The sequence below is a fragment of the Rhodanobacter sp. FW104-R8 genome (assembly GCF_001617365.1).
Taxonomy (GTDB): Bacteria; Pseudomonadota; Gammaproteobacteria; order Xanthomonadales; family Rhodanobacteraceae; genus Rhodanobacter.
Map to the genome: position 1 here is coordinate 1 of NZ_LVJR01000096.1, position 21,604 is coordinate 21,604.

General features: G+C 65.7%; 33 protein-coding genes and 1 pseudogene. 33 read left to right on the plus strand and 1 reads right to left on the minus strand.

All coding sequences use genetic code 11. The features are described 5' to 3' along the window. From RHOFW104R8_RS17030 to RHOFW104R8_RS12775, 31 genes and pseudogenes are all read left to right on the plus strand, one after another. A pseudogene (locus tag RHOFW104R8_RS17030) lies at nucleotides 1-115 on the plus strand (elongation factor Tu); the annotation flags it as partial. A 449-nt stretch (nucleotides 116-564) separates the two neighbouring features. Beyond that, nucleotides 565-876, plus strand: a complete 312-nt coding sequence (rpsJ, locus tag RHOFW104R8_RS12630; protein WP_068095401.1) for a 30S ribosomal protein S10 — start codon at nucleotides 565-567, stop codon at nucleotides 874-876. Between the two features lie 20 nt (nucleotides 877-896). Further along, a complete protein-coding gene (gene rplC / locus RHOFW104R8_RS12635; protein ID WP_068095400.1) occupies nucleotides 897-1,538 on the plus strand; it encodes a 50S ribosomal protein L3 in 642 nt (213 codons plus the stop codon). 11 nt (nucleotides 1,539-1,549) lie between these two features. After that, entirely contained in the window at nucleotides 1,550-2,152 is a 603-nt protein-coding gene (gene rplD, locus RHOFW104R8_RS12640) for a 50S ribosomal protein L4 (protein WP_068095398.1), read from the plus strand. Then, the gene (gene rplW, locus RHOFW104R8_RS12645) at nucleotides 2,149-2,442 is read left to right on the plus strand and encodes a 50S ribosomal protein L23 (RefSeq protein WP_068095396.1); all 294 of its coding nucleotides are present in this window, start codon (nucleotides 2,149-2,151) and stop codon (nucleotides 2,440-2,442) included. The genes rplD and rplW overlap by 4 nt, the downstream gene beginning before the upstream one ends. Before the next feature lie 17 nt (nucleotides 2,443-2,459). Beyond that, nucleotides 2,460-3,284, plus strand: a complete 825-nt coding sequence (rplB, locus tag RHOFW104R8_RS12650; protein ID WP_068095394.1) for a 50S ribosomal protein L2 — start codon at nucleotides 2,460-2,462, stop codon at nucleotides 3,282-3,284. 12 nt (nucleotides 3,285-3,296) lie between these two features. Further along, nucleotides 3,297-3,569 carry a 30S ribosomal protein S19 gene (gene rpsS, locus RHOFW104R8_RS12655; protein ID WP_056386835.1) on the plus strand — a complete coding sequence of 91 codons (273 nt, stop codon included), beginning with the start codon at nucleotides 3,297-3,299 and terminating at the stop codon, nucleotides 3,567-3,569. Beyond that, nucleotides 3,569-3,904, plus strand: coding sequence for a 50S ribosomal protein L22 (gene rplV / locus RHOFW104R8_RS12660; RefSeq protein WP_007082179.1), 336 nt, complete (start codon nucleotides 3,569-3,571; stop codon nucleotides 3,902-3,904). Before rpsS ends, rplV begins: the two co-directional genes overlap by 1 nt. Before the next feature lie 15 nt (nucleotides 3,905-3,919). Further along, a complete protein-coding gene (rpsC, locus tag RHOFW104R8_RS12665; protein WP_068095392.1) occupies nucleotides 3,920-4,669 on the plus strand; it encodes a 30S ribosomal protein S3 in 750 nt (249 codons plus the stop codon). A gap of 11 nt (nucleotides 4,670-4,680) precedes the next feature. Continuing rightward, a complete protein-coding gene (gene rplP / locus RHOFW104R8_RS12670) occupies nucleotides 4,681-5,094 on the plus strand; it encodes a 50S ribosomal protein L16 (protein WP_068095390.1) in 414 nt (137 codons plus the stop codon). Further along, nucleotides 5,094-5,279 (plus strand): 50S ribosomal protein L29, encoded by a 186-nt coding sequence (gene rpmC / locus RHOFW104R8_RS12675; protein WP_007513354.1) that lies wholly within the window; start codon nucleotides 5,094-5,096, stop codon nucleotides 5,277-5,279. The genes rplP and rpmC overlap by 1 nt, the downstream gene beginning before the upstream one ends. Nucleotides 5,280-5,291: 12 nt before the next feature. Further along, complete coding sequence (gene rpsQ, locus RHOFW104R8_RS12680) at nucleotides 5,292-5,564, plus strand: 30S ribosomal protein S17 (RefSeq protein ID WP_068095388.1); 273 nt, start codon at nucleotides 5,292-5,294, stop codon at nucleotides 5,562-5,564. A gap of 15 nt (nucleotides 5,565-5,579) precedes the next feature. After that, nucleotides 5,580-5,948, plus strand: a complete 369-nt coding sequence (rplN, locus tag RHOFW104R8_RS12685; RefSeq protein WP_007513359.1) for a 50S ribosomal protein L14 — start codon at nucleotides 5,580-5,582, stop codon at nucleotides 5,946-5,948. 14 nt (nucleotides 5,949-5,962) lie between these two features. Next, the gene (rplX, locus tag RHOFW104R8_RS12690) at nucleotides 5,963-6,277 is read left to right on the plus strand and encodes a 50S ribosomal protein L24 (RefSeq protein WP_068095387.1); all 315 of its coding nucleotides are present in this window, start codon (nucleotides 5,963-5,965) and stop codon (nucleotides 6,275-6,277) included. Nucleotides 6,278-6,286: 9 nt separating this feature from the next. After that, nucleotides 6,287-6,829 carry a 50S ribosomal protein L5 gene (rplE, locus tag RHOFW104R8_RS12695; protein ID WP_174315863.1) on the plus strand — a complete coding sequence of 181 codons (543 nt, stop codon included), beginning with the start codon at nucleotides 6,287-6,289 and terminating at the stop codon, nucleotides 6,827-6,829. 9 nt (nucleotides 6,830-6,838) lie between these two features. Beyond that, on the plus strand, nucleotides 6,839-7,144 hold the full coding sequence (gene rpsN, locus RHOFW104R8_RS12700; RefSeq protein WP_068095383.1) for a 30S ribosomal protein S14: 306 nt from the start codon (nucleotides 6,839-6,841) through the stop codon (nucleotides 7,142-7,144). A gap of 224 nt (nucleotides 7,145-7,368) precedes the next feature. Then, nucleotides 7,369-7,764, plus strand: coding sequence for a 30S ribosomal protein S8 (gene rpsH / locus RHOFW104R8_RS12705; RefSeq protein ID WP_068095381.1), 396 nt, complete (start codon nucleotides 7,369-7,371; stop codon nucleotides 7,762-7,764). A gap of 11 nt (nucleotides 7,765-7,775) precedes the next feature. Then, nucleotides 7,776-8,303: a 50S ribosomal protein L6 gene (gene rplF / locus RHOFW104R8_RS12710; RefSeq protein ID WP_068095378.1), complete on the plus strand. Its 528-nt coding sequence runs from the start codon at nucleotides 7,776-7,778 to the stop codon at nucleotides 8,301-8,303. Nucleotides 8,304-8,394: 91 nt separating this feature from the next. Next, nucleotides 8,395-8,748 carry a 50S ribosomal protein L18 gene (rplR, locus tag RHOFW104R8_RS12715; RefSeq protein WP_027493642.1) on the plus strand — a complete coding sequence of 118 codons (354 nt, stop codon included), beginning with the start codon at nucleotides 8,395-8,397 and terminating at the stop codon, nucleotides 8,746-8,748. 105 nt (nucleotides 8,749-8,853) lie between these two features. Next, complete coding sequence (rpsE, locus tag RHOFW104R8_RS12720) at nucleotides 8,854-9,363, plus strand: 30S ribosomal protein S5 (protein WP_056387080.1); 510 nt, start codon at nucleotides 8,854-8,856, stop codon at nucleotides 9,361-9,363. Beyond that, on the plus strand, nucleotides 9,356-9,556 hold the full coding sequence (gene rpmD, locus RHOFW104R8_RS12725; protein ID WP_068095376.1) for a 50S ribosomal protein L30: 201 nt from the start codon (nucleotides 9,356-9,358) through the stop codon (nucleotides 9,554-9,556). Before rpsE ends, rpmD begins: the two co-directional genes overlap by 8 nt. 5 nt (nucleotides 9,557-9,561) lie before the next feature. Then, on the plus strand, nucleotides 9,562-9,993 hold the full coding sequence (rplO, locus tag RHOFW104R8_RS12730) for a 50S ribosomal protein L15 (RefSeq protein ID WP_068095374.1): 432 nt from the start codon (nucleotides 9,562-9,564) through the stop codon (nucleotides 9,991-9,993). 4 nt (nucleotides 9,994-9,997) lie between these two features. Continuing rightward, entirely contained in the window at nucleotides 9,998-11,320 is a 1,323-nt protein-coding gene (secY, locus tag RHOFW104R8_RS12735; protein ID WP_068095372.1) for a preprotein translocase subunit SecY, read from the plus strand. Between the two features lie 135 nt (nucleotides 11,321-11,455). Continuing rightward, nucleotides 11,456-11,812 carry a 30S ribosomal protein S13 gene (gene rpsM, locus RHOFW104R8_RS12740; protein ID WP_056386816.1) on the plus strand — a complete coding sequence of 119 codons (357 nt, stop codon included), beginning with the start codon at nucleotides 11,456-11,458 and terminating at the stop codon, nucleotides 11,810-11,812. A gap of 16 nt (nucleotides 11,813-11,828) precedes the next feature. Next, on the plus strand, nucleotides 11,829-12,215 hold the full coding sequence (gene rpsK, locus RHOFW104R8_RS12745) for a 30S ribosomal protein S11 (protein WP_007513384.1): 387 nt from the start codon (nucleotides 11,829-11,831) through the stop codon (nucleotides 12,213-12,215). An 81-nt stretch (nucleotides 12,216-12,296) separates the two neighbouring features. Further along, the gene (rpsD, locus tag RHOFW104R8_RS12750; RefSeq protein WP_008435462.1) at nucleotides 12,297-12,923 is read left to right on the plus strand and encodes a 30S ribosomal protein S4; all 627 of its coding nucleotides are present in this window, start codon (nucleotides 12,297-12,299) and stop codon (nucleotides 12,921-12,923) included. 17 nt (nucleotides 12,924-12,940) lie between these two features. Continuing rightward, nucleotides 12,941-13,939, plus strand: a complete 999-nt coding sequence (locus RHOFW104R8_RS12755; protein ID WP_007513388.1) for a DNA-directed RNA polymerase subunit alpha — start codon at nucleotides 12,941-12,943, stop codon at nucleotides 13,937-13,939. 232 nt (nucleotides 13,940-14,171) lie between these two features. After that, nucleotides 14,172-14,555, plus strand: a complete 384-nt coding sequence (gene rplQ / locus RHOFW104R8_RS12760; protein ID WP_007513389.1) for a 50S ribosomal protein L17 — start codon at nucleotides 14,172-14,174, stop codon at nucleotides 14,553-14,555. A gap of 187 nt (nucleotides 14,556-14,742) precedes the next feature. Continuing rightward, nucleotides 14,743-15,246: a disulfide bond formation protein B gene (locus RHOFW104R8_RS12765; protein WP_068095370.1), complete on the plus strand. Its 504-nt coding sequence runs from the start codon at nucleotides 14,743-14,745 to the stop codon at nucleotides 15,244-15,246. A gap of 29 nt (nucleotides 15,247-15,275) precedes the next feature. Further along, complete coding sequence (locus tag RHOFW104R8_RS12770; RefSeq protein ID WP_068095369.1) at nucleotides 15,276-16,655, plus strand: class II 3-deoxy-7-phosphoheptulonate synthase; 1,380 nt, start codon at nucleotides 15,276-15,278, stop codon at nucleotides 16,653-16,655. A gap of 100 nt (nucleotides 16,656-16,755) precedes the next feature. Then, nucleotides 16,756-17,559, plus strand: coding sequence for a hypothetical protein (locus RHOFW104R8_RS12775; protein ID WP_068095367.1), 804 nt, complete (start codon nucleotides 16,756-16,758; stop codon nucleotides 17,557-17,559). Nucleotides 17,560-17,566: 7 nt separating this feature from the next. On the opposite strand, the gene RHOFW104R8_RS12780 is transcribed toward RHOFW104R8_RS12775, so the two are convergent. Further along, on the minus strand, nucleotides 17,567-19,180 hold the full coding sequence (locus tag RHOFW104R8_RS12780) for an amidase (protein ID WP_068095366.1): 1,614 nt from the start codon (nucleotides 19,178-19,180) through the stop codon (nucleotides 17,567-17,569). Nucleotides 19,181-19,276: 96 nt separating this feature from the next. On the opposite strand from RHOFW104R8_RS12780, the gene RHOFW104R8_RS12785 reads away from it, so the two are divergent. Both RHOFW104R8_RS12785 and RHOFW104R8_RS12790 read left to right on the plus strand, forming a co-directional pair. Next, nucleotides 19,277-20,035: a c-type cytochrome gene (locus RHOFW104R8_RS12785; RefSeq protein ID WP_068095365.1), complete on the plus strand. Its 759-nt coding sequence runs from the start codon at nucleotides 19,277-19,279 to the stop codon at nucleotides 20,033-20,035. After that, nucleotides 20,032-21,324, plus strand: a complete 1,293-nt coding sequence (locus RHOFW104R8_RS12790; RefSeq protein WP_068095362.1) for a cytochrome c — start codon at nucleotides 20,032-20,034, stop codon at nucleotides 21,322-21,324. Before RHOFW104R8_RS12785 ends, RHOFW104R8_RS12790 begins: the two co-directional genes overlap by 4 nt. Nucleotides 21,325-21,604: the final 280 nt, after the last annotated feature.

Genomic DNA, 21,604 nt, shown 5'->3' on the forward strand with positions numbered 1-21,604 from the left:
GAAGATGGTGGTGAGCCTGATCCACCCGATCGCGATGGACGAGGGCCTGCGTTTCGCGATCCGCGAAGGCGGCCGTACCGTCGGCGCCGGCGTGGTGGCCAAGGTCATCAAGTAAGTGTCGAGCCGCACCGGCTTGCCCTGCGGCAGCCCGGTGCGCAGCCATCGATCCGGGTAATCGCCCCCTGGCGGAGCGCCGCCCGTCGAATCGACGATGGAGCGCTTCACTAAAGGGATATTTGCCGGTATACTTCGCAGCTCACTTGCCGGCTGGGGCTCTGTCCCGGTCAGCTTACCGCGAAATGAGGCACAGGACGTGCTTCGAGTTCGCCGGCCGGGGAACGGCCCTCGCAAGCCAGCGTAATCACGGGGTACGCCCTGTTGACCACGTTGTTTTTGCGTGAATAGCGATTTTCTGCCCAAGCGAGCCCTCCGGTGCTCGCTTGGTCTTTTCGGATTGGGGTCGCGCTGTTCATGGCGGTCGCTGATGTGGTGGCAAAGGGTAGTGCGGGGCGGTGAGAAGCCGCTTCGTTTCACATTACGTTCTTTCGACAACAGGACACGGTTATGGCGAACCAGAAGATTCGGATTCGGCTGAAAGCGTACGATCATCGGCTGATCGACCGCTCGGCCAGCGAGATCGTCGAGACGGCTAAGCGCACGGGTGCCACGGTACTCGGCCCGATCCCGCTCCCGACCAAGATCGAGCGTTACACCATTCTGACGTCGCCGCACGTCGACAAGGATGCACGCGACCAGTACGAGACCCGTACGCACAAGCGCGTGCTCGACATCATCGACCCGAACGACAAAACCGTGGACGCGCTCATGAAGCTTGATCTCGCCGCTGGCGTCGATGTTCAGATCAAGCTCGGTTGAGCGACAGACAGGATACGAAGATGAGTATCGGATTGGTTGGCCGCAAATGCGGCATGAGCCGACTCTTCACTGAAGATGGCCGCTCGATTCCGGTGACGCTGATTGAAGCGACGCCGAACCGCGTGACCCAGTTGAAGACGGACGATAACGATGGCTACAGCGCCGTCCAGGTTTCCGCGGGCAGCAAGCGCGCGAACCTGCTGACGCAGCCGCTGAAGGGCCACTATGCGAAGGCCAAAGTCGAGCCGGGCCGTGGTCTGTGGGAGTTCCGCGTGTCCGCCGAGGATCTCGGCAAGTACGCCGTGGGCGCCGAGATCAAGGCGGACGAGGTGTTCTCCGTCGGCCAGATCGTCGATGTCGCCGGCGTGTCGAAGGGCAAGGGTTTCCAGGGCACGATCAAGCGCTGGAACTTCAAGATGGGTGACGCCACCCACGGCAACTCGCTGTCGCATCGCGCGCCGGGCTCCATCGGCCAGCGCCAGACGCCGGGTCGCGTGTTCCCGGGCAAGAAGATGGCCGGTCACATGGGTGCCGTGCGCCGTTCGGCGCAGGGTCTGGAAGTGGTCAAGGTCGACGCCGAGCGTCACCTGATTGCGGTGAAGGGCGCGGTGCCGGGTGCAACCGGTGGCGATGTCATCATCCGCCCGACGACCAAGGGTTGAGGAGAGTCGCCATGGAATTGAATGTCATTGGCGCCAAGCCGCTCAACGTGTCGGACGAAGTGTTCGGCGGTGAGTACAAGAAGGCCCTGGTCCACCAGGTCGTGGTTGCCTATCAGGCAGCCGGTCGTGCCGGTACCAAGGCGCAGCTGTCGCGCGGCGAGATGTCCGGTACCACCAAGAAATTCAAGAAGCAGAAGGGCGGTGGCGCCCGTCACGGTGACTACCGTGCGCCGATCTTCGTCGGCGGCGGCGTCACGTTCGCCGCCAAGCCGCGCAGCTACGAGCAGAAGGTCAACCGCAAGGCCTATCGCGTCGCGATCCGTTCGATCTTCTCCGAGCTGGTCCGCCAGGGTCGTCTGAAGGTGGTCACGAGCTTCGGCGTCGAGACGCCGAAGACCAAGTCGATGGTGGCCAAGCTGGCCGAGCTGGAAGTTGCCGGCCGCGTGCTGCTGGTGTCGGAGGATGCCTCCGAGGCGGTGTTCCTGGCCGCCCGCAACATCCCGTACATCCACGTGCTGGACGTAATGGGTCTGAACCCGGTCAGCCTGGTCGGTTCCGACCACGTGGTGATGACGGTTGACGCCGTGAAGAAGGTCGAGGAGTGGCTGGCATGAACAACGAACGCATTCTCGACATGCTGCGCGCGCCGCACATCTCGGAGAAATCGGCGCGTCTGGCCGAGCACAACCAGTATGTATTCGTGGTCGCCCCGACGGCGACCAAGGCCGATGTCCGCGTTGCCGTGGAGAAGCTGTTCGACGTGAAGGTCGAGCAGGTGAACCTCGTCAACACCAAGGGCAAGGTCAAGTCCTTCCGTTTCCGCGCTGGCAGCCGCCAGGGCAAGCGCAAGGCCTACGTGCGTCTTGCCGATGGCCAGACCATCGACGTGGCCGCCAAGGCCTGAGCCAGGAGTTCTGTGAGATGGCACTAATCAACCACAAGCCGACCTCGCCGGGCCGCCGTGACGCGGTGAGCGTCCGCACGGAAGGCCTGCACAAGGGCGCGCCGTACGCGGCGTTGACCGAGGCGCAGTCCAAGACCGGCGGCCGCAACCACCACGGCCGCATCACCACGCGTCACCGCGGCGGCGGTCACAAGCAGCACTACCGCATCATCGACTTCAAGCGCGACAAGGAAGGCATCGCCGCCCGCGTCGAGCGCATCGAGTACGACCCGAACCGCACCGCGCATATCGCGCTGCTGTGCTACGCCGACGGCGAGCGCCGCTATATCATCGCGCCGAAGGGCGTTCAGGTGGACGATCGCCTCGTGTCCGGTCGCGATGCCCCGATCAAGGCCGGCAACTGCCTGCAGCTGCGCAACATCCCGATGGGCAGCACGATCCACTGCATCGAACTGCGCCCCGGCAAGGGCGCGCAGATCGCCCGCAGCGCCGGTGCCTCGGTGCAGCTGGTTGCCCGCGAGTCGGGTTACGCCACGCTGCGTCTGCGTTCCGGCGAGATGCGCCGCGTCTCGGTCGACTGCCGCGCCACCATCGGCGAAGTGGGCAACGGCGAGCACAGCCTGAAGAAGCTGGGCAAGGCTGGTGCCAAGCGCTGGGTGGGTATTCGCCCGACCGTCCGCGGCGTGGTGATGAACCCGGTCGATCACCCGCACGGCGGTGGCGAAGGCAAGACCTCCGGCGGTCGTCATCCGGTCAGCCCGTGGGGCACGCCGGCCAAGGGTTACAAGACCCGCAACAACAAGCGCACGCAGCAGTTCATCGTGCGTCGTCGTACCAAGTAACGGGAAGCCGACATGCCGCGTTCTCTGAAGAAAGGTCCGTTCGTCGACCTTCACCTCGTAAAGAAGGTGGAAGCTGCGGTTTCCGCCCACAACAAGCGCCCGATCAAGACCTGGTCGCGCCGCTCGATGATCCTGCCGGAAATGGTCGGCTTGACCATCGCCATCCACAACGGCCGTCAGCACGTACCCGTCCTGATCAACGAGAACATGGTCGGGCACAAGCTCGGCGAGTTCGCGGTGACTCGTACGTTCAAGGGCCATGTCGGCGACAAGAAGGGCAAGTGATGAGCACTGAAGCCAAAGCGATCCTGCGCGGCGCCCGCATTTCGGCGCAAAAGGCACGCCTGGTGGCCGATCTCGTCCGCGGACTTCCCGTGGGCCGGGCCAGCGACGTGCTCACCTACACGAACAAGAAGGCCGCACACCTCGTCCGCAAGGTGCTGCTGTCGGCCGTCGCCAACGCCGAGAACAACCTCGGCGCGGATGTCGACGAGCTGAAGGTCTCCAGCATCTTCGTCGACGAAGGTCCGGCGATGAAGCGCATGTATGCCCGCGCCAAAGGCCGCGGTTCGCGCATTCTCAAGCGCACCAGCCACATCACTGTGGTTGTTGGCAACTGACCGGGGACATAGACGATGGGTCACAAAGTTCATCCCACCGGTATCCGCCTCGGCATTGCCAAGGACTGGAACTCGAAGTGGTACGCAAACAAGGGCGACTACGCCAAGTATCTCGTGGCCGACATCAAGGTCCGCGACATGCTGAAGAAGAAGCTGGCGGCCGCCGGCATCTCGAAGATCCAGATCGAGCGCCCGGCCAAGACCGCGCGCGTGACGATCCACACCGCCCGTCCGGGCGTGGTGATCGGCAAGAAGGGCGAGGATATCGAGAAGCTGCGCAAGGAAGTCAGCGACATGATGGGCGTTCCGACGCACATCAACGTCAGCGAGGTGCGCAAGCCGGAGCTGGACGCGCAGCTGGTGGCCGAGTCGATCGCGCAGCAGCTTGAGCGCCGCATCATGTTCCGCCGCGCGATGAAGCGCTCGGTCGGCAACGCGATGCGCCTGGGTGCGCTGGGCATCAAGATCAACGTGTCCGGCCGTCTGAACGGCGCCGAGATCGCCCGTTCCGAGTGGGCCCGCGAAGGTCGCGTGCCGCTGCACACGCTGCGTGCCGACATCGACTACGGCTTCGCCGAGGCGAGCACTACCTACGGCATCATCGGCATCAAGGTGTGGGTCAACAAGGGCGAGATCTTCGACCTTTCCCAGATCGGCCAGGAGTCGAAGGACGAGTCGCAGCCGCGCCGCGAAGGTGGCGAAGGTCGTCGTAACGATTCGCGTCGCGAGGCCGGTGACGGCCGCCGCGAGCGGTCGGCGAAGTAAGGAGAGTTGCCATGTTGCAACCCAAGCGAACCAAATACCGCAAGCAGTTCAAGGGCCGTAACGACGGGCTGGCGCAGTGCGCCAATCTGGTCAGCTTCGGTGAGTACGGCCTGAAGGCGACCACCCATGGCGCGCTCACTGCGCGCCAGATCGAGGCAGCCCGTCGTTGCATCACCCGCTTCGTCAAGCGAGGCGGCAAGCTGTGGATCCGCGTGTTCCCGGACAAGCCGATCACCAAGAAGCCGATCGAAGTCCGCATGGGCGCGGGCAAGGGCGGCGTCGAATTCTGGGTCGCTCCGATCCAGCCCGGCCGCATGCTCTATGAAATCGAGGGCGTCGACGAGCCGACGGCGCGCGAGGCATTCCGCCTGGCCGCTGCCAAGCTCTCGGTGCAGACCCAGTTCGTGACCCGGGCGGTGATGTGATGGCCAGCAAAGATATCAACAACCAGTCGGCCGAAGAGCTGCAGCAGCACCTGCTGGACCTGCGCAAGGAGCAGTTCAACCTGCGTATGCAAAAAGGTTCCGGCCAGCTCACCCAGCCGCACCAGCTCCGCCGCGTTCGGCGTGACATCGCCCGCACGAAGTTCGTGCTCGGCGGCAAGAAGTAAGGGACGGCCGACATGAGCGACAACCAGAACCAAGACAAGAAGCAGGCGCGCACCCTCGAGGGCCGCGTCACCAGCAACAAGATGGACAAGACGGTCACCGTCCTGGTCGAGCGCCAGGAGCAGCATTGGCTGCTCGGCAAGACCATCCGCCGGTCGACCAAGCTGCATGCGCAGGACGACCTGGGTGCGAACGAGGGTGACCTCGTGCGCATCGCGGAGTGCCGTCCGTTGTCCAAGACCAAACATCACCGCGTGGTCGAGATCATCACGCGCGCCAACGGCTAAGGGAGGCATGCAGACATGATCCAGATGCAAAGCACGCTTTCCGCGGCGGACAACAGCGGCGCGAAGGAACTGATGTGCATCAAGGTACTCGGCGGTTCCAAGCGCCGGTATGCCGCGATCGGTGACGTCATCAAGGTCACCGTGAAGGATGCGATTCCCCGCGGCAAGGTGAAGAAGGGCGAGGTGTACAACGCCGTGGTGGTACGTACCGCCAAGGGCGTGCGCCGTCCCGATGGCTCGCTGATCCGTTTCGACGGCAACGCAGCGGTCCTCCTCAACAACAAGCTCGAGCCGATCGGCACCCGTATTTTCGGGCCGGTTACCCGCGAGCTGCGCAGCGAGAAGTTCATGAAGATCGTCTCGCTTGCGCCCGAAGTGCTCTGAGCGGAGTCAAGACAATGAACCGTATCCGCAAGGGTGATCAAATCCTGGTGATCACCGGCAAGAACAAGGGTCAGCTCGGCGACGTGCTGCGCGTTGATGGCGACCGCGTGTTCGTCTCCAACGTGAATCTGGTCAAGCGCCACACCAAGCCGAACCCCCAGGCCAACCAGGCTGGCGGCATCGTCGAGCGCGAAGCCTCGATCCATCTCTCCAACGTGCAGCTGTTCAACCCCGCCACGAACAAGGGTGAACGCGTCGGCACCAAAACGCTCGCTGATGGGCGCAAGGTCCGCGTGTTCCGTTCGACTGGCGAGGTCGTGGACGCGTAAGGAATCACGATCATGACCCGCCTTGAAAATTTCTACAAAGAGCAGGTAGTGCCGAAGCTCACCGAGCAGTTCGGCTACCAGAACGTGATGCAGGTTCCCCGCATCACCAAGATCACGCTGAATATGGGCGTGGGCGAAGCCGCGGGCAACAAGAAGGTGCTCGAGAACGCCGTGGCCGACATGGCCAAGATCTCCGGCCAGAAGCCGATCACGACCAAGGCGCGCGTCTCCGTGGCCTCGTTCAAGATCCGCGACGGCTGGCCGATCGGCTGCAAGGTCACCCTGCGCCGCGCGCAGATGTTCGAGTTCCTCGACCGCCTGATCAACATCTCGCTGCCGCGCGTGCGCGACTTCCGCGGTGTCTCGGGCAAGGCCTTCGACGGCCGTGGCAACTACAACTTCGGCATCAAGGAACAGATCATCTTCCCTGAGATCGACTTCGACCAGGTCGATGCGCTGCGTGGCATGGATATCTCCATCACCACCACCGCCAAGACCGACGAAGAAGCGAAGGCCCTGCTGGCCGCGTTCAGCTTCCCGTTCCGGAATTGAGATAAACCTATGGCAAAGACCTCGATGGTCAACCGCGACATCAAGCGGACCAAGCTCGCCCAGAAGTTCGCCGCCAAGCGCGCCGAGCTGAAGGCGATCGTGCTGAGCCCCGGCGCCTCCTACGAGGAGAAGATGGCGGCCCAGTCCAAGCTGCAGAAGCTGCCGCGCGATGCCAGCCCGGTGCGCCAGCGCACCCGTTGTGCGTTGACCGGTCGCCCGCGTGCCGTCTACTCGAAGTTCGGCCTCGGCCGCAACAAGCTGCGTGAAGCGACCATGCGCGGCGACGTGCCTGGCCTGCGCAAGGCCAGCTGGTAATACTGTTTGCAGAACCGGCCGGTGGGGCGATGCCTCGCCGCCGATTCATCCCGGTCGCGTCGGTACGCGGCCGGCTGGTGCGGTTATCGCATTGCTATTCGCCAAAGCCTGAAAATGCTGTTATAGTCGGCGGTCTGCGCAAGGCAGGCCGGCGTCCATGCCGGCTCACAATCTGATTGATTTCCGGTTTTATCGGATATCGGTGCACTCTGAAGGATGTTTTCATGAGCATGACTGATCCCATCGCCGATCTGTTCACGCGCGTCCGCAATGCCCAGGCCATGGGCAAGCCGATCGTGCGTATGCCGTCGTCGAAACTGAAGTTGGCGATCGCCAACCTTCTCAAGAACGAGGGCTACATCCTCGACGCCAAGACTTCCGCCGAGGAAGGCAAGCCGGTGCTCGAGATCAAGCTCAAGTATTTCGAGGGCCAGCCGGCCATCGAGCGCATTTCCCGTGTCAGCCGTTCCGGCCTGCGTGTGTATCGCGGCAAGGATGAGCTGCCGAAGGTCCTCGGCGGCCTGGGTATCTCGATCATCTCGACTTCCGCTGGTCTGTTGACCGATGCGCAGGCCCGTGCCAAGGGTCTGGGCGGCGAAGTCATCGGCCAAGTGGCATAAGGAGTCTTTCGATGTCACGTGTTGCCAAACAACCCATTTCCCTGCCCAAGGGCGTCGAGATGACCGTCGGCGCCGACAGCATCTCCGTGAAGGGCCCGAAGGGCACGCTGTCCGTGCACCAGTTGCCGGGCGTCACCATCGCCGTGGACAACGGCGTGGCGCACATCAGCCTCGCCGAGGGCGCCGATGACATGTTCGGCGGTACTGCCCGCGCGCTGCTGTCCAACATGGTCACTGGCGTCTTCACCGGCTACGAGCGCAAGCTCGAGCTGGTCGGCGTCGGCTACCGCGCCTCCATGCAGGGCAAGTCGCTGAACCTGAGCCTGGGCTTTTCCCACCCGGTAGTGTTCGATGCGCCGGAAGGCATCAGCATCGAAACCCCGTCGCAGACCGAAATCCTGATCAAGGGTACGGACAAGCAGGCGGTAGGCCAGGTGGCGGCCAAGGTCCGCGGCTTCCGTCCGCCGGAGCCCTACAAGGGCAAGGGCGTCCGCTATGCCGGTGAGAAGATCACGCTGAAGGAAGCCAAGAAGGCGTAATGCGGGTCCCTCCGCGAAAGACTGGCCATCCATGGCCAGACTCTTCAAAAGAGCCCCCAATACAAGCCGATCCGCTTTCGAGGAACTAACGATGAACAAGAACGAAAACCGCCTGCGTCGCGCCAAGTCCACGCGCGCCCATATCCGCAAGCTGGCCGTGGCCCGCCTGTCGGTGCATCGCACCGGGCAGCACATCTATGCGCAGGTGTTCGACGCCTCCGGCAAGAACGTGGTGGCGGCTGCCTCCACCGTGCAGAAGTCGGTGGCCGAGGGCCTGAAGGGTACCAAGAACCTGGCCGCCGCCGCCGCCGTGGGCAAGGCCGTCGCCGAACGTGCGAAGGCCGCGGGCATCGAGTCGGTCGCGTTCGACCGCTCCGGTTTCCGCTATCACGGTCGCATCAAGGCGCTGGCCGATGCGGCGCGCGAGGCCGGCCTGCAGTTCTAAGCAACATCCGGATCAGGGTGTGCCTCTGATCCATGGCGTCACCTACAACTCCAAGCGGCCCAGCCGCAAGCAAAGTCCCGGTTTGCCGGGCACATGGAAAAGAACATGTCTTCTACCGATCGCGAAAATTCCGACGGCCTGCTGGAAAAGTTGATTGCCGTCAACCGTGTGGCCAAAACCGTCAAGGGTGGCCGCCAGATGAGCTTCACCGCGCTGACCGTGGTCGGTGACGGCGAGGGCAAGGTCGGCTTTGGCTATGGCAAGGCGCGCGAAGTGCCGGTTGCCATCTCCAAGGCGATGGAGCGTGCCCGCCGCCAGATGGTGAACATCGAGTTGAACAACGGCACCCTGTGGTACGCCGTGAAGGCGAACCATGGTGCGGCCCGCGTCTACATGCAGCCGGCTTCCGAAGGTACCGGCGTGATCGCCGGCGGCGCCATGCGTGCCGTGCTGGAAGTGGTCGGCGTGAAGAACGTGCTGGCCAAGGCCGTCGGTTCACGCAACCCGATCAACCTGGTGCGCGCCACCATCAAGGGCCTGCAGGCGGTTGCCTCGCCCAAGAAGATCGCCGCCAAGCGTGGCAAGACCCTGGAAGAGGTGCTCGGCAATGGCTAAGTCTCAACAAACCGCCGACAAGACCGTGCGCGTGCGCCTGGTCAAGGGCCTGCGTGGCGTGCAGGCGCGCCACCGCCTGAGCGTGAAGGCGCTGGGTCTGGGCAAGATCAACGACGTCCGCGAACTGAAGGACAGCCCGCAGGTGCGTGGCCTGATCAACACGGTCTACTACCTGGTCCGGGTCGAGGAGTAATCATCATGCGTTTGAATGACATCAAGCCGGCCGCCGGTTCGCACAAGACGCGCCTGCGCGTCGGCCGCGGCATCGGCTCGGGCCTGGGCAAGACCGCCGGCCGCGGTCACAAGGGCCAGCACGCCCGTGCGGGCGGCACCCACAAGTACGGCTTCGAGGGCGGCCAGATGCCGCTGCAGCGCCGGTTGCCGAAGGTCGGCTTCCGCTCGAAGATGCAGGCTGAGAGTCAGGAGGTGTTCCTGTACCAGTTGGCCGGCCTCAAGGTCGACGTGATCGATGTCGTGGCGCTGCATCAGGCTGGCCTGATCAACAGCCGCGCAAAGAAGGTCAAGGTGGTGCTCAAGGGTGAAATCGGCCGCGCGGTGAAGTTGTCCGGCCTGCTGGCTACCGCCGGCGCCAAGGCAGCCATCGAAGCTGCCGGCGGCAGCGTGGAGTAATCAGGTGGCAGCAGCCAAGGGCAACGCACTCGGCAAGCTCGGCAAGCTGACGGAGCTTCGCCAGCGCATCTTCTTCGTGATCGGTGCGCTGGTGGTGTTCCGCCTCGGTTCGTTCATTCCGGTTCCGGGCGTCAATCCGGAGGCGATGACCAACCTGGTCAACGGCAATGGCCTGATGGACATGTTCAACATGTTCTCGGGCGGCGCGCTGGAGCGTTTCTCGGTGTTCGCGCTTGGCGTGATCCCGTACATCTCGGCGTCGATCGTGTTCCAGATGATGGGTGCGGTGGTGCCCAGCCTGCAGAGCCTGCGCAAGGAAGGCGAGGCCGGCAAGCGCAAGATGACGATGTATACGCGCTACGCCACGGTAGCCTTGGCGGCGTTCCAGTCGTTCGGCATCGCGGTGGCGCTGCAGGGGCAGGTCGCTGCCGGCGGGGCGCCGGTGGTCTACACGCCGGGATTCGCCTTCATCTTCTCCTCGGTGGTGGGGCTTACCGCCGGCACGATGTTCCTGATGTGGCTGGGCGAGCAGATGACGGAGCGCGGTATCGGCAACGGCATCTCGTTGCTGATCTTCGCCGGCATCGTGGCCGGCCTGCCCGGTGCAGTGGTGCACACCCTGGGCATGGCCAGCAACGGCGAGCTGTCGCTGCTCAAGCTGCTGATGGTGTTCGCCCTGGCGCTGGGCGTGACCGGGTTCGTGGTGTTCATGGAGCGCGCCCAGCGGCGCATCACCGTGAACTATGCGCGGCGTTCGGGTGGCCAGAAGGCCTACATGAACCAGAGTTCGAACCTGCCGCTGAAGATCAACATGTCGGGCGTGATCCCGCCGATCTTCGCCTCGAGCCTGCTGATGTTCCCGGCGACCGCGGTGAGCTGGTTCAGCACCGGCCAGCAGGCGCGCTGGCTGCAGGATCTGACGCAGGCGCTGAGCCCGGGCAACCCGCTGTACGAAATCGTCTTCTCGGTGCTGGTGATCGGCTTTGCGTTCTTCTATACGGCGATCGTGTTCAATGCCGACGAGACCGCCGACAACCTCAAGCGGTCGGGCGCGTTGATTCCGGGCATCCGTCCGGGCAAGGCCACGGCCGGTTACATCGACGCGGTGATGACGCGCCTGACCGGCGTCGGCGCGCTGTATCTGGTGATGGTGTGTCTGGTGCCCTCGTTCATGCAGAGCGCCTGGCACGTACCGTTCTATTTCGGCGGCACGTCGCTACTGATCGTGGTGGTGGTGGTGATGGATTTCACGGCTCAGGTGCAGGCGCACCTGGTCAGTCACCAGTACGAAAGTCTGCTCAAGAAGGCCAATCTCCGCCGCAACTAGTGGCTGCTGGGGCGAGCGGAGTGGGTCGAAGTCGGAAGCTGGCGGCGCCTCGGTGCCGCAGGGCTTTCCAGTCAGGGTAATTCGGGTTAGAATTGCGCGTTTACCGCGCAAGAAACGCATCGGAGAAAGTACATCATGGCGCGCATCGCGGGTGTCAATTTGCCGGTCCAGAAGCATGTCTGGGTTGGTTTGCAGAGCATTTACGGTATCGGCCGCAGCCGGGCCAAGAAGGTCTGCGTGGATGCTGGCGTGGTTCCCACCACCCAGATCAAGTCCCTCAGTGAAGGCGAGGTGGAGAAGATCCGCCACGAAATCGCCAAATACACAGTCGAAGGCGATCTGCGTCGCGAGGTGGGCATGGCCATCAAGCGCCTGATGGACCTGGGCTGCTACCGCGGCCTGCGCCATCGTCGCGGCCTGCCGGTGCGCGGCCAGCGCACGCGTACCAACGCACGCACCCGCAAGGGTCCGCGTCGCGCCATCAAGAAGTAAGTAACGGATTCCGAACATGGCCAAGCCTGTCAAGACCAAGAAGAAGATCAAGCGCGTTGTCACGGATGCCGTGGCCCACGTGCAGGCCTCCTTCAACAACACCATCGTCACCATCACCGACCGCCAGGGCAACGCGCTGTCGTGGGCGACCGCCGGGGGCGCGGGTTTCCGCGGTTCGCGCAAGTCGACCCCGTTTGCCGCCCAGGTGGCCGCCGAGAAGGCCGGCCGCGCCGCGGGCGACTACGGCGTGAAGACGGTGGAAGTGCGCATCAAGGGCCCGGGCCCGGGCCGCGAGTCGGCGGTGCGTTCGCTGAACGCGTTGGGCTACAAGGTGCTCAACATCATCGACGTCACGCCGATCCCGCATAACGGCTGCCGTCCCCCCAAGAAGCGTCGAGTCTAAGAGGTTGTTTTTTGCGATCATCCCTGATCGCGAAAATCAAAAACCGGCCTTCCTTGGCCGGACTATCGAAAGAGAAAAAACATGGCCCGTTATCGTGGAGCTACCTGCAAACTCGCCCGTCGTGAGGGTGCAGATCTCAGCCTGAAGAGCCCGGCGCGCGCGCTGGATTCCAAGTGCAAGCTGGAAAACAAGCCCGGCCAGCATGGCGCCAACAAGCGCATGCGCATGTCCGACTACGCCGTGCAGCTGCGTGAAAAGCAGAAGGTCAAGCGCATCTACGGTGTGCTCGAGCGCCAGTTCAGCAACTACTACACCAAGGCGACCACCCTCAAGGGCAACACCGGCGAGAACCTGCTGCGCCTGCTCGAGAGCCGCCTGGACAATGTCGTCTACCGTATGGGCTTCGCGGTCACCCGCGCCCAGGCCCGCCAGCTGGTCGCCCACAAGGCGATCCTGGTGAACGGCAAGAAGGTGAACATCCCGTCGTACCAGGTGCGTCCGGGCGACGCGATCGCGCTGACCGAGCGCGCCCGCAGCCAGCTGCGCGTGCAGGAAGCGGCGACCGTGTTCGACACCATGGACTTGCGTCCGGGCTGGGTCGAGGTCGACAGCAAGAAGTTCGAAGGTACGTTCAAGTCGGTGCCGGATCGTGGCGATCTGCCGACCGACATCAATGAAGCCCTGATCGTCGAGCTTTACTCGAAGTAATTTTACCGGAGCTCTGCATGGCAGTTTCGTCAACTAGCGTGCTGCGGCCGCGTGGCCTCAGCGTCGAACAGCTCGGAGCCAACCGCGCCAAGGTGGTGGTCGAGCCGCTCGAGCGTGGCTTTGGCCACACCCTGGGCAACGCGCTGCGTCGCGTGCTGCTCTCCTCGATCCCCGGCAGCGCCATCGTCGAGGTCGAAATCGATGGCGTGCTGCACGAGTACACCACCCTGGAAGGCCTGCAGGAGGACGTGATCGAAGTCCTGCTGAACCTCAAGGACGTGGCGATCCGTCAGCACAGCGGCGACGAGGTCACCCTGACTCTGTCCAAGAAGGGCAAGGGCGTGGTCACGGCCGGCGACATCGTCGTCGACCACTCGGTGGAGATCATCAACCCCGAGCACGTGATCTGCCACCTGACCAAGGACATCGCGCTCAACATGCGCCTGAAGGTGCGTCGCGGCGTCGGCTACCAGCCGGCCAGCGCGCGCCAGCATCCGGATGATGAAGCGCGTCCGATCGGCCGCCTGCAGCTGGACGCGTCGTTCGCGCCGGTGCTGCGCGTGGCCTACGAAGTGGACGCCGCTCGCGTCGAGCAGCGCACGAATCTCGATAAGTTGGTTCTGGATATCGAGACGAATGGGACCATCGGCGCCGAGGACGCGGTGCGCAAGGCCGCCGAGATCATCAACGACCAGCTGTCGGTGTTCGGCGATTTCTCGCGTCGCGAGAGCGCCACCGACAAGGCGGAGAAGAGCGGCTTCGACCCGCTGCTGCTGCGCCCGATCGACGATCTGGAGCTCACCGTGCGTTCGGCGAACTGCCTGAAGGCCGAGAGCATCTACTACATCGGCGACCTGGTGCAGAAGACCGAGGTCGAGCTGCTGAAGACGCCGAACCTGGGCAAGAAGTCGCTGACCGAGATCAAGGACGTGCTGGGCGGTCGTGGCCTCGCGCTGGGCATGAAGCTCGAGAACTGGCCGCCGCCGGGGCTGTCGCACGGCATGCAGCTGGGCTGATGCGATCATCCTGATCGCTGTTGTAGCTGAATCTTGGCCAGGGTGTTTATAGCGCTCTGGCCAAGCGCCAGAAGCGGCCATCCATGGCTGCACTCCTCATAAGAGCTTGCGCTCCGATGGGGGTTTTTCAAAAAAGAGCCTCCGGTTCAATGAGGCCATATAAGCGGGTAACCGCGGGGTGCTGGACACAGGTGCCGGCGCTTCATAACAACAGACCAGAGAGTATTCCGTCATGCGCCACATGAAATCCGGACGCAAATTCAACCGGACCAGCAGCCACCGCGAGGCGATGTTCAAGAACATGGCTTCGTCGCTGTTCAAGCACGAGCTGATCCGCACCACCCTGCCGAAGGCGAAGGAACTTCGCCGCGTGGCCGAGCCGCTGATCACCCTGGCCAAGGCCGACGGCGTGGCCAATCGCCGCCTCGCCTTCTCGCGCCTGCGCGACAAGGAAGCGGTGGGCAAGCTGTTCGTCGAGCTGGGCCCGCGCTACAAGGAGCGCCCCGGCGGTTACCTGCGCATCCTGAAGTGCGGCTTCCGCGATGGCGACAATGCGCCGATGGCGTACGTCGAGCTGGTCGGTCGCCCGCAGGTCGAGGCTGTCGACGCCGAATAAGGTGGCGGCCGCGGTCGACCAGGCCCGGCGTTCAGGCGTCCAGACACGAAACCCGGCCGGGTGACCGGCCGGGTTTTCGCGTATGGGGGCTACGCCGGGGCGGGTATCGCTGCCGGATGCCGCTTGCCTGCTGACAGCGTCCCGGCGAACGGGTAATGTCATCGGTTCCGCAACGCAGCAATCCACCATGAATCCATTCCGCTGGTCGTACCGTGTCAGTTTCCTCGTCGGCTTCCTGGTCTGCGCGGGCCTGCTCGGCTTTGCGCTGTACGCCGAGTACGGACTGGGCATGACGCCGTGCCCGCTGTGCATCTTCCAGCGCATCGCGTTCCTGTTCATGGCGCTGTTCTTCCTGCTGGGCGGCCTGCATGCGCCGCGCGGCAAAGGCCGCTGGGCCTATGCGGGGCTGGTGCTGGTCGGCGCGGTGGGCGGCGGCGTCACCGCCGGCCGCCATCTCTGGCTGCAGACCTTGCCGGCCGACCAAGTGCCTTCCTGCGGCCCCGGCCTCGGCTACATGCTGGATGCGTTCCCGTTCTCCCGAATGCTGAAGCTGGTCTTCACCGGCTCGGGCGAGTGCGCCAAGGTCGAGCCGATCCTCGGCCTGCCGATGCCGGCCTGGACCCTGCTGTGGTACGTCGCGCTGGCCGTGCTGGCGATCGCGGCGGCGCGGCGCCGATCTGCCGCAAAGTAAGCGTTCCCGTTGCCATCCAGGGTCGTGTGATGAATCCCGCCGTGTCCAACTTCCGCCTCCCCGCCGACTGGGCGCCCGACTCGTGGCAGCGGCGCGTGGCGCTGCAGCAGCCGCATTACGACGATGCGGTCGAGTTGGCCGCCGCCGGTGTCCAGCTTGCCCGGTTGCCGCCGCTGGTGACCTCGTGGGAAGTACTGGCGCTGAAACAGGCGCTGGCCGAAGCACAGGAAGGCGGGCGCTTCCTGTTGCAGGGCGGCGACTGCGCGGAGAGTTTCGCCGACTGCACCAGCCCGGTGATCTCGAACCGGCTGAAAGTGCTGCTGCAGATGAGCCTGGTACTGGTGCACGGGCTGAAGAAGCCGGTGCTGCGGGTGGGCCGTTTCGCCGGGCAGTACGCGAAACCGCGTTCGACTGACAGCGAGACCCGCGACGGCGTGAGCCTGCCAAGCTTCCGCGGCGACCTCGTCAACGGCCCGGAATTCACCGCGGCTGCCCGCCGGCCCGATCCGCAGCGGCTGATCCAGGCGCATGCGCACTCGGCGCTGACGATGAACTTCGTGCGTGCGCTGATCGATGGCGGCTTCGCCGATCTGCATCACCCGGAATACTGGGACCTGGCCTGGGTCGAGCATTCGCCGCTGGCTGCCGAGTACCGCCAGATGGTCGCGGCCATCGGCGACTCGCTGCGCTTCATGGAGACCCTGGCCGGGCCGATCGCCGGTTTTTCCAAGGTGGATTTCTTCACCTCGCACGAAGCGCTGTTGCTGCATTACGAGCAGGCGCTGACCCGCCAGGTGCCGCGCCATCCCGGCTGGTTCAACCTGTCCACCCACTTCCCGTGGATCGGCATGCGCACGGCCGCGCTGGATGGCGCGCACGTGGAATATTTCCGCGGGATCCGCAACCCGGTGGCGGTGAAGGTCGGCCCCTCGGTAAGTCCTGACCAGCTGCTGCCGCTGATCGACGCGTTGAACCCGGGCGACGAGCCGGGCCGGCTGACCCTGATCCATCGCATGGGCAACGCGAAGATCGCCGCGGCGCTGCCGCCGCTGCTGGACGCGGTGAGGCGGGAGGGCCGCCGCGTGCTGTGGGTGGCCGATCCGATGCATGGCAATACCGAGAGTACCTCGAACGGCTACAAGACCCGCCGTTTCGACAACATCCGCGGCGAGCTCGACCAGGCGTTCGACATCCATGCCGCCGCCGGCACCCGGCTTGGCGGCGTGCATCTGGAGCTGACCGGCGAGGACGTCACCGAATGCATGGGCGGCGCCCGCGACCTGTCGGAGAGTGACCTCGACCGTGCCTACAAGTCGATGGTCGATCCGCGCCTGAACTACGAGCAGTCGCTGGAGCTGGCGATGCTTATCGTGCGCAAGTCAGTCGGGGCAATGCCGGCGCCCGAGTGATCGGCCATGACAGATGTCACGGCCGCGGACTGGCACTGTGCACTGGAGTGCATGTGCCGGAAGCGTGACCATGGGTTCCTCTGACGGGGAGCATCGAACGGTGACCGAAAAGAATCCGACGTCGCCGCGCGTCGACCTCTGGACGCTGCTGGGGCTGCTGCTGTTGCCTTTGCTGACCATGGCGCATGAGCTGATGGGACACGCGCTTGCCTGCGTCGCCAGTGGCCATCGGCCCAGCGAGCTGGGCGCGTATTACGTCGAGTGCCCCGGGACGGGTAGCTGGAGCAGACGCATCGTGGCGATGGCCGGTACGGGCGTGGACGCGATACTGGCAACGTTGGCCTGTCTCGCCTGGAGCCGGGTGAAACGGCCGCTGCCGCGGCTGGTGCTGTGGATCGTGTTCGCCGTGAAGGGCATGGTCGCCGCGGGCTACTGGATGTTTTCCGGGGTGACCAACCTCGGCGACTGGGGGCCGGACACGGGTGGCGGCATCGGCCCGCTGCCGTGGCCGTGGCTGTGGCGTGGTGTGATGTTCGCCGTAGGCCTGTACGTCTACATCGCAGTGGTCCGTCGGGCCATACGCATGATGTGGGCGATGCTGGGCGGCGGCGGGCAGGCCGTACATGAGCAGCGGAAGATTGCCATGGCCGTGTACGCGATCGGCGGCATGGTTGCCGTGCTCGTCAGCCTGCTGAATCCGCTGGGTATCGCGATCACCCTGATGTCGGCAGTCGCTTCAACGTTCGGCGGCACGGCTGGGTTGTTCAACGTGGCCTATGCCCGTGCCTGCAACGAACCGCCGCGCGATTTCGCGATCGGCCGCCATGGCGCCATCGTGGTCGCCGGCGTGCTGGTGACGCTGGTATTCGCGGTAGTGCTGGGGCCGACGGTCTACCTGCGCTAGCGACGCGCTACGGCCTTTTTCCAGTTGCCACGGGCTTGCCGCCCACCGTCTCCAGGAACTGCGGCGGCTGCCACGCGCCGGCATGCTGCTCGAAGCCGTAGGCGATCGAGATCAGCATGGGCTCGCTCCACTTCGCGCCGAACAGCACGATGCCCACCGGCAGGTCGTGGGCGAAGCCGGCGGGTACGGTGATCGAGGGGTAGCCGGCCACGGCCGCGGGCTGCGACGCGCCGCCCACGGTGGGGTCGCCGCTGACGATGTGGTCGCCGAGCACCGGGTCGGTCATGAAGGCCGGACCCCACGACGGCGCCAGCAGGGCGTCCAGATGCTGCGTCTGCAAGGCGGCGTCGATGCCCTCCGGCCCGGACAGCCGCTTCGCCTTGGCCAGCGCATCCGTGTACGCCTTGTCGCTGAGCGGCCCCTTCTTCTCCGCCTGCTCGAACAGCTCCTGGCCGAACCAGGGCATCTCCTCGCCGGCGTGTGCCTGGTTGAATGCGATCAGGTCGGCCAGCGTCCTTGCCTTGAGGCCGCGGCGGTTGGCGAGGTAGGCGTCGATGTCGTGCTTGAAGTCGTACAGCAGCACGGTCATCTCCGGCTCGCCCAGCTCGGCCAGGTGTGGCAGCTTGACCGGGTCGACGATGATCGCGCCCTGCGCCTCCATCAGCGCGATTGCCTGCTCGAGCACGCGGTCGGCGTTAGGCTCGGCGCCGGCGAGCTGGCGCACCACGCCGATGCGCTTGCCGCGCAGGCCGTTCGGGTCGAGGAACTTGGTGTAGTCGGCGGCGTGCCGGCCCGCTTCGGCGGTGGCCGGGTCGCGCGGGTCGCTGCCGGCGATCACCGTGAGCAGGGCGGCGGCGTCGGCCACGCTGCGCGCCATCGGGCCGGCGGTGTCCTGGCTGTGGCTGATCGGCACGATGCCGCTGCGGCTGACCAGGCCCAGGGTGGGCTTGATGCCGACGATGCCGTTCATCGCCGCGGGGCAGATGATCGAGCCGTCGGTCTCGCTGCCGATCGCCACGGTGGCCAGCCCGGCCGCTACCGCGGCGGCGGAGCCGGCGCTGGAGCCGCAGGGGTTGCGGTCCAGCACGTAGGGGTTCTTGGTCTGCCCGCCGCGCCCGCTCCAGCCGCTGCTGGCGTGGTTGGAGCGGAAGTTGGCCCATTCGCTGAGGTTGGTCTTGCCCAGAACCAGCGCACCGGCCTTGCGCAGCCGCTCGACCAGGCCGGCGTCGCGCGGCGCCGGCGCGTCGGCGAGCGCCAGCGAGCCGGCGGTGGTGAGCATGCGATCGCCGGTGTCGATGTTGTCCTTCAGCAGCACCGGGATGCCGTACAGCGGGCCGCGGCCCTTCGTGCGTTTCGCGTCGAGTGCGCCGGCCAGCTCCAGCGCGTCGGGGTTCGTCTCGATCACCGCGCGCAGGGTCGGGCCGGAGCGATCGATCTGCTGGATGCGTTCCAGCAGATCCTGCGTCAGCCGGCGGCTGTCCAGCGTGCCGGCATCCATGCGTTGCTGCAGCTGCGCGACCGAGGCGTAGGCGACTTCCGGCGGGATGGTTTCGCCGGCCCATGCCGGAGCGGCAAGCAGCGAGGCGGCGAGGGCGGCGAGATGGACGGCTGGATGCTTCACGATGATCCCCGGGCGGCGAGTACGGCATGCGGTCGTGCCGGCCAAGCTTAGCGCGGTGCCGGAGGGTGCGCGGAGTCGCCGGAGTACAATCCCGGGATGATGACGAACGCCCGTTCCTGTCCAGCCAAGTCCTTCGGTGTCGCGGCCCTGCTGGCGGCCGCCCTGTGGTTCGGCGCACCCGCCCGTGCCGCCGATACGGCCGATACGCCGCCGATCCCCGACACCCTGCAACAGCGCATCGCCGCGTGCACCAGCTGCCACGGCGTGCATGGCGAAGGCACGCCGGGCAGCGGTTACTTTCCGCGCCTGGCCGGCAAGCCGGCGGCCTACCTCGCGCGCCAGATGCAGGATTTCCAGAACGGCCTGCGCAAGTACGCGCCGATGGAATACACCGTGCGCCAGCTGCCGCCCGCCTACATGCAGGAGATCGCCGAATACTTCGCGGCGCAGCAGGTGCCGTACGGCCGCTCGCCGCTGCCGCCGGTCTCCGCCGCCACGCTGCAGCGCGGCGAGGAGCTGATCGGCAAGGGCGATCCGGCGCGCAAGATTCCCGCCTGCAGCAGCTGCCACGGCAGCCAGCTGACCGGAGTGGAGCCTTCCACGCCGGGCCTGGTCGGCCTGCCTTACGACTACCTCAGCGCGCAACTGGGTTCCTGGCGCACGCATACCCGCGCCACGGTGGCGCCCGACTGCATGGCCGAGGTGGCGAACCGGCTGGGCGAGTCGGACATCACCGCCGTGGCGGCGGCGCTGGCCAGCCGCGAGTTGCCGGCCGACACGCATGCGCAGCCGGCCGGCTCGGTGACGCCGCCGTTGCGATGCGGCGTGCTGGGTGCCACGGGAGGCACGCCATGACATGGCTGCGCAGGCTGTTGCTGCTGGTTGCGGTGCTGGCCGTGCTGGTGCTGGGCTGGAGGCTGTTCGGCAGCGGCGACGGCCGGCCGACGCCGCCCGGCGCCAGCAAGGTCGCGGCGGATACCTTGCGCGACCCGGCGCTGATCGCGAAGGGCGAATACCTCGCCACCGTCGGCGACTGCGCCGGCTGCCATACCGCGCAGGGCGGCGCGCGCCTTGCCGGTGGCCGTTCGCTGGCCACGCCGTTCGGCAATATCCCGGTGCCCAACATCACCCCCGACCGCGAGACCGGCCTGGGCAACTGGAGCTTCGAGGATTTCTGGCAGGCGCTGCACAGCGGCAAGGGCCGGCGTGGCGAGCTGCTGTACCCGGCGTTTTCGTACACCTCCTACACCAAGGTGAGCCGCGACGATGCGCTGGCGATCTTCGCCTGGCTGCAGTCGCTGGCGCCGGTGCACCGGCCGGCCGCGGCGCCGGCGCTGGCGTTCCCGTACAGCGTGCGCAAGAGCCTGGCGGCGTGGCGCACGCTGTACTTCAAGGAGGGCGAGTTCAAGCCCGACCCGGCGCAATCGGCCGAATGGAACCGCGGCGCCTACCTGGTGCAGGGCCTGGGCCACTGCAACGAATGCCATGCGGCGCGCGACACGCTTGGCGGCACGCCGCCGGACGTGCACCTCACCGGCGGCCAGATCCCGATGCAGAACTGGTACGCGCCGGACCTCAGCACCCGCAGCAACGGCGGCCTGCAAGGCTGGAGCGCGCAGGACATCGTCGACCTGCTGAAGACCGGCCAGTCCGCCAGGGGCGCGGCGTTCGGCCCGATGGCCGCGGTGGTGTCCGGCAGCACCCAGCACATGACCGACGCCGACCTGCATGCGATCGCCAGCTACCTGCTGTCGCTGCCGCCGCGGGCCCCGGCGGCCGAGCCGGGTTTGCCATTCGACACCAGGACACTGACCGAGCAGGGCGGAAAGGTCTACGCGCAGCACTGCGCGGCCTGCCACGGCAAGAGCGGCAAGGGCGTCGCCGGGGTGTATCCGCCGCTGGACGGCAATTCCTCGGTGACCGAACCGACCGGCATCAATGCGACCCGGATGGTCCTGCTCGGCGGCTTCACCCCGGTCACCGCGGCGAACCAGCGGCCCTACTCGATGCCGCCGTTCGCGCAGCAGCTGAATGACGGCGAGGTGGCGGCGGTGGTCACCTACATCCGCCGCACGTGGTCGAACCAGGCCCCGATCGTGCGCGCCGAGGGTGTCAGCAAATACCGGCACACGCCGGTCGAGTGACCCTGGCTTCGCGTGTAGGAGCGCACCCTGTCCACAAGGGACTTCCTTCGGTCGTGCGCGATGCTCTGATGTGTCATTGGAGCGAAGAGCATCGCGCACAGGGTGCGCTCCTACACGCCTGCCCAGGCGGCGCGGTACGGCCACCGACGCAGGGCGGACACCGTCCGCCGGCTTTCCGATCCGTCGCCATGTGCGTCGGCAAGAGCGGCGGGCGATGCCCGCCCTTGTATTCTGATTTTGCCCGAGTCGCGCTTGGGCAAAAGGGTGTCCGGATGCCGTG